The organism is Microbacterium sp. (assembly GCF_036566905.1).
Lineage (GTDB): Bacteria > Actinomycetota > Actinomycetes > Actinomycetales > Microbacteriaceae > Microbacterium.
The window spans coordinates 1-8,340 of sequence record NZ_DATCVK010000108.1; the positions used below are offsets into that span (position 1 = coordinate 1).

Sequence of the window (8,340 nt, forward strand, 5' to 3'; positions counted from 1 at the left end):
CTCCCGGGCGCCGACGGCGTCGATGAGGGCGTCGACGCGGGCACGATCGCCGCGGCGTGGGATCGGCAGCCCGAAGCGGTGGCCGTCGACGCCGAGGGTCACAAGGTCGCGGCCGCGCAGCGAGGTGTCGCGGGGCAGCGGGCGCGCCTGCGGGATGTAGCCGATGCGGCGGCTGCCGTGCCCCTCCACGGGCGCGCCCTCCACGGTGATCTCGCCGCGGGACAGCGGCTCGAGCCCGAGGATCGCCCGCAGCAGCGTCGTCTTGCCCGACCCGCTGGGTCCGAGCACGGCGACCAGCTCTCCGGCATGCACGTCGAGGTCGAGACCGGCCCAAAGCTCCCTGCCGCCGCGCTGCAGCGCGGCATCCCGGATGCTCAGCACCACCCGCCGATCGCGGGGGCCGGACACCGGTGTCACGCCTGCAGCGCCGTGTTCAGCGCCTCGATGTTCGCCTGCATCCACGAGATGTAAGTCTCCCCCTCGGGAAGCGTTTCCGAAAACGCGATCACCGGGATGCCGAGACCGTCGGCCTCGCCGACGATCTCCTGCGTCTCCGCCCCGCCCGTCTGCGTGTTCGTGATGACAACGCTCACTCCGCCGTCGCGCACGAGCGCCAGGGATTCGAGGAGGGTCGCGGGCGCGACATCCTGTCCCTCTTCGACGGCCTCGCTGAACGCCTCGGGCGTCGCGTTCTCGAGTCCGGCGGCGTCGGTGAGGTACACCGGCACCGGCTCGGTGACGAAGACCTTCTCGCCGCCGTGCGCGGCGCCGATGTCGCCGAGCGAGGCCTCGAGCTGCTCGACCTCGGTGCCGAACGCCTCGGCGTTGGCGATGAACGTGTCGGCGTCCTCCGGGCTCAGCTGACCCAGCTCGTCGGCGATCGCCGAGGCGACGTGCGCGATGGTGTGCGGGTCGTACCAGACGTGCTCGTTGAAGCCCTCGACGTGGTCGTGGCCGTGGTCGTGATCGGTCTCGTCGGCGTGGTCGTCGGCGCCTTCGGTGGCGGTGTCGCTGCTCGCGGCATCCGTCTCTTCGGTGTCGGTCTCGTCGGTGTCGGTCTCGTCGGCGGCGGGCGGGTCGGCGTGGCCCGGGTTGTCGGGCCAGTCGTGCGAGTACTCGACGGCGGTGATGACCGGGGCGTCCGCGCCGCTGGACTCGATGAGCGCATCGACGAACGCGTCGTAGCCGCCGCCGTTCTCGATGACGAGGTCGGCCTTCGACACCGCGAGCTGGTCGCGGGCGCTGGGCTCGAACGAGTGCGGGTCCTGCGACTCGTTGGTCACGATGGAGGTGACATCGACCAGGTCGCCCCCGACCTCAGCGGCGATCTGCCCGTAGACGTTGGTCGACGCGACGACAGAGAGCCGGCCGTCGGCGTCGGCGTCGTCGCTCGCTGCCGTGCCCGCGCATCCCGCGAGGACGAGGGCGGATGCCGCCGTCAGGCCGAGCACAGGCAGGGAGCGTCGCAACGAGGTCATGTCAGCGACTCTAACGCTAATGAGAATCGTTCTCAAATCCTCAGCCTTCCGGCGGATCGGCCCGCTGATAGCGTCGGATCCGTGCTCCCGCTGGTCGTCCGCCGCTCGCTGCTGCTCGCCCTTCCGTTCCAGACGGGAGCCCTCGTCCTCGCCCTGGTGCTGTCCGCGGCCGGCCTGCCGGCGCAGGTGCTGCTCACGGCGCTCCTCGTCCTGTCGATGTGGGCGCCCGCTGCCGCCGAGCTCGTCTTCCGCACGACGCTGCCCCGTGCGCTGCAGCTGCACTACCTGATCTTCATCACGCTGGGCCCCTACGCGGGCAGCGCGCTGAACGTCTATGTCGCGATCGCCGACTGGGACACGCTCATCCATTTCGACTCCGGCGTGATGCTCGCGTGGCTCGGGATGCTGTGGGTGCGGCGTATGGAGGAGCGGGTGAACGCCGCGTTCCCCGCATGGTTCGCGCTGGCCGTCATCCAGCTGACCGCGATGGCGTTCGCCGCCGCGTGGGAGATCTGCGAGTTCGCGAGCGACCAGCTGATCGGGACCGTCTCCCAGGGCGGGCTCGACGACACGATGGCCGACATCATGGCGGGCACGATGGGCGGCCTGTTCGCGATCGCGCTGCTGCTGATCCTCGGTCGCCCGCGCTCTCTCGCGCCCGCCTCGCTGCTCCGTGCCGAGTACCGGGACGCCATCGCGGAGGCGCCGCGGCCGACCGACGGCTGAGCCGGCACCGACGACGAGCGGTGTCCGGTGGATGACGCACGCCTTCTGGCCACACGCATTCCCCGAGCCGAACTCCGTCTCATCGACGGCGCCCGGCACGAGCACTGGGCAGACATGCCGGATGCGCATGACGAGCTGGACGAGTTCCTGCGACGCTACGACCGAGCTCGACCGCTCTCGCTCGTGGGATGCGGAATCGGTGGCATCAGTCCAGGAGCAGCGCCGGCTCCTCCAGGATCGACGCCACGTCGGCGATGAAGCGTGACATCCCGTCGCCGTCGACCACGCGGTGATCGAAAGAGCCGGCGACGGTCGTCACCCAGCGCGGGCGCACCTCGCCGTCGACGACCCAGGGCTTCTGCCGGATCGTGCCCAGTGCCACGATGCCCGCCTCGCCGGGGTTGATGATCGGAGTCCCGGCGTCCATGCCGAACACGCCGATGTTCGTGATCGTGATCGTTCCGCCGTGCTGGTCGGCCGGAGTCGTCTTGCCCTCCCGCGCCGTGAGGGTGAGCTTCTCCAGCGCCCGGGCCAGCTCGCGCATCGACAGGTCCTGCGCATCCTTGATGTTCGGCACGAGGAGGCCGCGCGGCGTCGCCGCGGCGATCCCGAGGTTGACGTACCGCCGCACCCGGATCTCGGCGCCGCCTTCGGCATCGACCCACGCGGCGTTCACCATCGGTGTACGCCGCGCCGCCCAGATCACGGCGCGCGCCATGATCAAGAGCGGCGAGACCTTCGTGTCGGCGAAGTCCGGCGAGGTCTTGAGGCGCTTCACGAGCTCCATCGTGCGGGTGGCGTCGACGTCGGTCCACACCGAGACGTGCGGGGCCGAGTACGCCGACTGCACCATCGCCGACGAGGTGGCCTTGCGCACACCCCGGACGGCGATGGTCTCCTCGCGACCGGCGGCGTCGGGGACGGGGGTGGACGGCGCGACCGCGGGACCGGGCGTCGGCCGCTCCTCGGGCGTCGGCGCGGCGACCGGAATGGTCTCCTCGCGCACGTCGCCCCACTCGGGCGTCTCGATGTTGCGGAACACGCTGGCCTGGGACGCGTGCCGCACCACATCTTCGCGGGTCACCTCGCCGGCGGGGCCGCTCGGCGCCACGGCCGACAGCTCCACCCCGAGGTCTCGCGCGAGCTTGCGGATCGGCGGCTTGGCGATGATGCCGACGGATGCCGCGACGCGCTCCGCTGCGGGAACGGCGGCCTTGCGCCGCCGCGACTGCACCTGACCGCCGGTGCCGTATCCGACGAGCACCGCTCCTTCGCCCTCGGCGGGCTCGGCGGGCTGCCCGTGCTCGGACTGTCCGACGGTGGCCGGAGGTGCGGCATCCGTCGTCGAGGCGATCGTGATGATCGCCGTGCCGACGTTCACGGTCGCGCCCTCGGCGGCCAGCAGCTCGCCGACGGTGCCGGCGAACGGCGAGGGCAGCTCGACCAGCGACTTCGCGGTCTCGATCTCGACGAGCACGTCGTTGACCGCGACGCTGTCGCCCGGGCCGACACGCCACTGCACGATCTCGGCCTCGGTGAGGCCTTCGCCGACATCGGGGAGAACGAACGTCTGGGTGCTCATGCGGAGTTCCTCACGGATCAGTAGGCGAGGGACCGGTCGACGGCCTCGAGGATGCGGTCGGCGTCGGGCAGGAAGACGCCTTCGAGCTTGGCCGGGGGGAACGGGGCGTCGAAGCCCGACACGCGGAGCACGGGGGCCTCGAGCGCGTAGAACGCGCGCTCCATCACCGTCGCGGCGACTTCCGAGCCGAGCGACGTGAAGCCCGGCGCCTCCTGCGCGTAGACCATGCGACCGGTGCGGCGCACCGATTCGAGGATCGGACCGTAGTCGACGGGCGACAGCGAACGCAGGTCGACGACCTCGATGCTGGTGCCCTCGGCCTCGGCGAGCACGGCGGCCTGCAGCATCGTCGTGACCATGGCGCCGTGGCCGACGAGGGTGACGTCGGTGCCGCGGCGGACGATGCGCGACGCGTGCAGCGGCAGGGCGCGGGCAGAGGTGTCGACCTCGCCCTTCTGCCAGTACTTGCTCTTCGGCTCGAGGAAGATCACGGGGTCGGCCGAGGCGATCGCGTCCTGGATCATCCAGTACCCGTCGTTCGGCGTCGACGGGCTCACGACCCGCAGGCCCGGGGTGTGCGTGAAGTACGCTTCCGGGCTCTCCTGATGGTGCTCGATGGCGCCGATGTGCCCGCCGTACGGGATGCGGATCACGACGGGCATCTGCACCGCGCCCTCGAGGCGGTTGGTCATCTTGGCCAGCTGCGAGGTGATCTGGTCGAAGGCGGGGAACACGAACCCGTCGAACTGGATCTCGACCACCGGGCGGAATCCGGCGAGCGCCAGCCCGATCGCGGTGCCGACGAGCCCGGACTCGGCGAGCGGGCTGTCGATCACGCGGCGCTCGCCGAACTCGGCCTGCAGCCCCTCCGTGATGCGGAAGACGCCGCCGAGCTTGCCGATGTCCTCGCCCATGAGCAGCACGCGGTCGCTGCCGGCGAGAGACGCGCGCAGACCGGCGTTGATGGCGCGGCTGAGCGGCATCGTCGTGACCGAGGCCGCCGCCTCCGCCGTCGCGGGCGCGCTCGCCGTCGCGGGCGCACTCGCCGATTGCTGAGCCTGTCGAAGCACGGTCACGATGCGCCTCCCTCGAACGATGCCTCATACCCGGCGAGCCACTGCCGCTGCTCGTCCATGAGCGGATGCGGCTCCGAGTACACGTGGGCGAAGATGTCGTCGCGCTCGAGTCCGCCCAGCGCGTTGGTGCGGGTGCGGATGTCGTCGGCGAGAGCGTCCGCCTCGGCATCCACGTCGGCGAAGAACGACTCCGACGCACCCCGCGCGAGCAGGAAGGCCTTCATGCGTGCGAGGGGATCGCGGCGGCGCCACGCCTCCTCCTCGCTCGACGGCCGGTACTTCGTGGGGTCGTCGCTCGTCGTGTGCGCACCGAGCCGGTAGGTCATGGCCTCGATCGCCTGCGGCCCACCGCCTGCGCGCGCCTCGTCGAGCGCTGCCCGTGTGACGGCCCAGCTCGCGAGGACGTCGTTGCCGTCGATCAGCGCGCTCGGCATCCCGTACCCCGCGCCGCGCTTGTACAGCGGCGAGCGCGACTGCGTGGAGACGGGCACCGAGATGGCCCACTGGTTGTTCTGCAGGAAGAAGACCTCGGGGGTCTGATAGCTCGCGGCGAAGACCATCGCCTCGTGCACATCGCCCTGGCTCGACGCGCCGTCGCCGTAGTAGACGATGACGGCCTCGTCGCGGTCGGGATCTCCGGTGCCGCACCGGTCGTCGAAGACCAGACCCATGCCGAACCCGGTCGCGTGCAGCGTCTGCGAGCCGAGGACGAGCGTGTAGATGTGTGTGTTCCCGTTCTTCGGGTCGGTCGGGTCCCACCCGCCGTGCGTCAGTCCGCGCATCACGCGGATAATGTCGATCGGGTCGACGCCGCGGATCTTCGTCACGACGTGCTCGCGGTAGGACGGGAAGATGTGGTCCTGCTGCCGGGCCGCCCGGGCGGAGCCGACCTGCGCAGCCTCCTGCCCGTAGCTCGGCGGCCAGAGGGCCAGCTGCCCCTGCCGCTGGAGGTTCGTCGCCTGCACGTCGAACGCGCGGATGACGGCCATGTCGCGGTAGAACGTCTCGAGGTCGGCGTCGCTCAGCGCGTCGACCGCGGCGCGGTATCGCTCGGCGGCAGGGGTCGGGGCGAAGGTGCCGTCCGCTTCCAGGAAGCGGATCAGTGCGGGGTCTTCGGGCACGGTGGTTTCCGAAGGTGCCGTGGCGCCAGTCGTCACCAAGTCTTCAGGCGGGGTCACCGTTCTACGCTAGCCCGCACTCCTGCGTGCCCTTCCGGGAGGTTCTTCACAACGGATGCTGCAATCGCTAGGACCTTCTCGACAGATTCCTCTTCGCCGACGGAGATCCGGATGCCGTCACCGGCGAACGGACGGACGATCAGGCCCCCTTCCTCGAAGGCGGCGGCGAAGGTCGCGGTCTCGTCACCGGCCGGCAGCCACACGAAGTTTCCCTGCGCCTCCGGCACGTTCCAGCCCGCCTCGCGGAGGCCGTCCGCGAGCCGGTCACGACGCTCGGCGATCACGCGGACGCGCTCGAGCAGCTCATCCTCGGCGTCGAGGCTCGCGAGCGCGGCCTCCTCGGCGTGGGCGGTGACGGACAGCGGGATCGCCGTGCTGCGGGCCGCGTCGAGGACGCGCGGATGGCCGACCGCATAGCCGACCCGGAGGGCGGCGAGCCCGTACGCCTTGGAGAAGGTGCGGAGCACGACGACGTTGGGGTGGCCGCCGCTCGCGAGCACCCGGGCACCGTCGACGGCGTCGGTGTCGGTGACGAACTCGGAGTACGCCTCGTCGAGGATCACGAGCACGTCTGCCGGCACGCGGGCGACGAACCCGTCGAACTCCGCCTGCGTGACGACGGGTCCGGTCGGGTTGTTGGGGCTGCACACGATGATGGCGCGGGTGCGGTCGGTGATCGCGGCCGCCATCGCGTCGAGGTCGTGGCGGGCGCCCGCGGCGAGCGGCACCTGCACGGCCGTGGCACCGGCGACGACGGCGAGCCAGGGATACGCCTCGAACGAGCGCCACGCGTAGATGACCTCGTCGCCCGGGCCGGATGTCGCCAGCACGAGCTGGGCGAGGATCGAGACGCTGCCGGCGCCGATGTGGATCGCGTCGGCGCCGACGGCGAAGCGCTCGGCGAGGCGTTCGCGCAGCCGCGCGGCGCTGGCGTCCGGATACCTGTTCAGCGCGGTCGCCGCCTGCACGCGCTCGAGCACGCCCGGCAGCGGGTCGAAGGGGTTCTCGTTGCTCGACAGCTTGAACGCCTCTGCGCCGGCCTGCCGGCCCTGCTTGTACGGCGGCAGCGCGGCGACCTCGGGGCGCACGCGGACGGGGATCTCGGGAGCGTCGGTCACGGTCCCGAGTCTACGAGCGGGAGCGAGGCCACGTCTCGGGTCGTGATCTCGTTGGCCGCGGCCGAGGGGCATGGAAGACTGGGCGGACTATGGGCTTCCTCATCCGCGTCGTCGTCAACGCGTTCGCGATCTGGGTCGTCACCCTGATCCCGGCGCTCCAGGTCACCGTCGTGGCGTTCCCGCCGGGCGAGACGCTTCAGCTGGTGCTGACGCTGCTCATCGTCGCGGCGATCTTCGCGCTCGTGAACACCATCATCGGCACCGTCATCAAGGTGCTGGCGTTCCCGCTCTACATCCTCACGCTCGGGCTGATCGGCCTCCTCATCAACGCGTTCCTGCTGTGGCTCACGGCATGGCTCACGCACTGGTGGAACTGGGGCCTGCGGGTCGAGGACTTCTGGTGGGGCGTCGTCGCGGCGGTCATCATCACCCTCATCAACTGGATCTTCGGCATCATCCTGCGGCCTCGCAAGGACTGACTCAGTCCGCATCGCGCCTCGCGGCGTACTCGGTGACCTCGACGGCGTCCGCACGCGCGAGGTCGTCGAACACGTGTCGCAGCCCGTCGACGCGAGGATCGGACGACCCGTCGACGAGCGCCGCCGTCTCGGCATACGCCGTCAGCCGGTGCGCCGGCAGCCCCACCTCGTCGAGGCCGACGTCGGGGTCGGAGACCCGCTCGACGATGAAGCTGCCGGACGCGCCGACGGGCTGGCCGTGCCCTCCGCCGGCGAGAGCCACGACGGGATCGTCGGCGTGACGCACCGACACGCTCAGCGTCCCTGGTCCGACGTCGGCGTCGACCGGCGAGCCCAGCGAGACGAGCGTCTGGGTATCGTACGGGCCCTCGAGCGCCAGGTGCGACCCGATCATCGCGCCCTGCGAGAACCCGAACACGTGGATCGCCTCGCCCGGCTGCGCGCCGGCCGCGGCGAGCGCCGCTTCTGTCGCGGCGTACGAGTCCGACATCCTTCCGGCGTAGAGCTCCACGTTCGAGGCGTTGTCCCATGCGTCGTCGCCGCCCATCGCCGCGGACTGCATCCCGGCGATGTACACGGCGTACTGCCGCGAGCCGTCCGGCATCGTGTACCGCTCGACCCGCACCCGTGAGTCGCCCGCGCCCGGGATCCGCGCGGTCGCTGCCGCGAGGCTCTGCGGCGCGACCGAGGCCGGGGAGCTCGC

At 71.0% G+C, this 8,340-nt stretch carries 8 protein-coding genes and 1 pseudogene; 2 read left to right on the forward strand and 7 right to left on the reverse strand.

Features of this window, described 5'->3' with window-relative positions:
• The coding region (locus VIP82_RS07905; RefSeq protein ID WP_331907369.1) for an ATP-binding cassette domain-containing protein at positions 1-408 on the reverse strand (408 nt) is incomplete at its 3' end.
• A 5-nt stretch (positions 409-413) separates the two neighbouring features.
• On the reverse strand, positions 414-1,478 hold the full coding sequence (locus VIP82_RS07910) for a metal ABC transporter solute-binding protein, Zn/Mn family (protein WP_331907371.1): 1,065 nt from the start codon (positions 1,476-1,478) through the stop codon (positions 414-416).
• A gap of 81 nt (positions 1,479-1,559) precedes the next feature.
• Here VIP82_RS07910 and VIP82_RS07915 point away from each other — a divergent pair, with 81 nt between their 5' ends.
• Positions 1,560-2,204 (forward strand): DUF2238 domain-containing protein, encoded by a 645-nt coding sequence (locus VIP82_RS07915; RefSeq protein WP_331907373.1) that lies wholly within the window; start codon positions 1,560-1,562, stop codon positions 2,202-2,204.
• A gap of 205 nt (positions 2,205-2,409) precedes the next feature.
• Here the strand turns inward: VIP82_RS07915 and VIP82_RS07920 are convergent, their stop codons facing one another.
• The 4 genes from VIP82_RS07920 to VIP82_RS07935 form a co-directional block, all read right to left on the reverse strand.
• Positions 2,410-3,786 (reverse strand): dihydrolipoamide acetyltransferase family protein, encoded by a 1,377-nt coding sequence (locus VIP82_RS07920; RefSeq protein ID WP_331907375.1) that lies wholly within the window; start codon positions 3,784-3,786, stop codon positions 2,410-2,412.
• 17 nt (positions 3,787-3,803) lie between these two features.
• Positions 3,804-4,769, reverse strand: a complete 966-nt coding sequence (locus VIP82_RS07925) for an alpha-ketoacid dehydrogenase subunit beta (protein ID WP_331907383.1) — start codon at positions 4,767-4,769, stop codon at positions 3,804-3,806.
• A gap of 89 nt (positions 4,770-4,858) precedes the next feature.
• Positions 4,859-5,983 (reverse strand): thiamine pyrophosphate-dependent enzyme, encoded by a 1,125-nt coding sequence (locus tag VIP82_RS07930; protein WP_331907377.1) that lies wholly within the window; start codon positions 5,981-5,983, stop codon positions 4,859-4,861.
• A gap of 53 nt (positions 5,984-6,036) precedes the next feature.
• The gene (locus VIP82_RS07935) at positions 6,037-7,158 is read right to left on the reverse strand and encodes a histidinol-phosphate transaminase (RefSeq protein ID WP_331907379.1); all 1,122 of its coding nucleotides are present in this window, start codon (positions 7,156-7,158) and stop codon (positions 6,037-6,039) included.
• Between the two features lie 89 nt (positions 7,159-7,247).
• Here VIP82_RS07935 and VIP82_RS07940 point away from each other — a divergent pair, with 89 nt between their 5' ends.
• Positions 7,248-7,637 (forward strand): phage holin family protein, encoded by a 390-nt coding sequence (locus VIP82_RS07940; protein ID WP_331907381.1) that lies wholly within the window; start codon positions 7,248-7,250, stop codon positions 7,635-7,637.
• A gap of 1 nt (position 7,638) precedes the next feature.
• On the opposite strand, the pseudogene VIP82_RS07945 reads toward VIP82_RS07940, so the two are convergent.
• A pseudogene (locus VIP82_RS07945) lies at positions 7,639-8,340 on the reverse strand (hypothetical protein); the annotation flags it as partial.

Bases quoted from the DNA above. Each gene is read 5' to 3' on its own strand.
- VIP82_RS07920 (WP_331907375.1), bottom strand. From the start codon at position 3,786: ATGAGCACCCAGACGTTCGTTCTCCCCGATGTCGGCGAAGGCCTCACC.
- VIP82_RS07910 (WP_331907371.1), bottom strand. From the start codon at position 1,478: ATGACCTCGTTGCGACGCTCCCTGCCTGTGCTCGGCCTGACGGCGGCA.
- VIP82_RS07940 (WP_331907381.1), top strand. From the start codon at position 7,248: ATGGGCTTCCTCATCCGCGTCGTCGTCAACGCGTTCGCGATCTGGGTC.
- VIP82_RS07925 (WP_331907383.1), bottom strand. From the start codon at position 4,769: ATGCCGCTCAGCCGCGCCATCAACGCCGGTCTGCGCGCGTCTCTCGCC.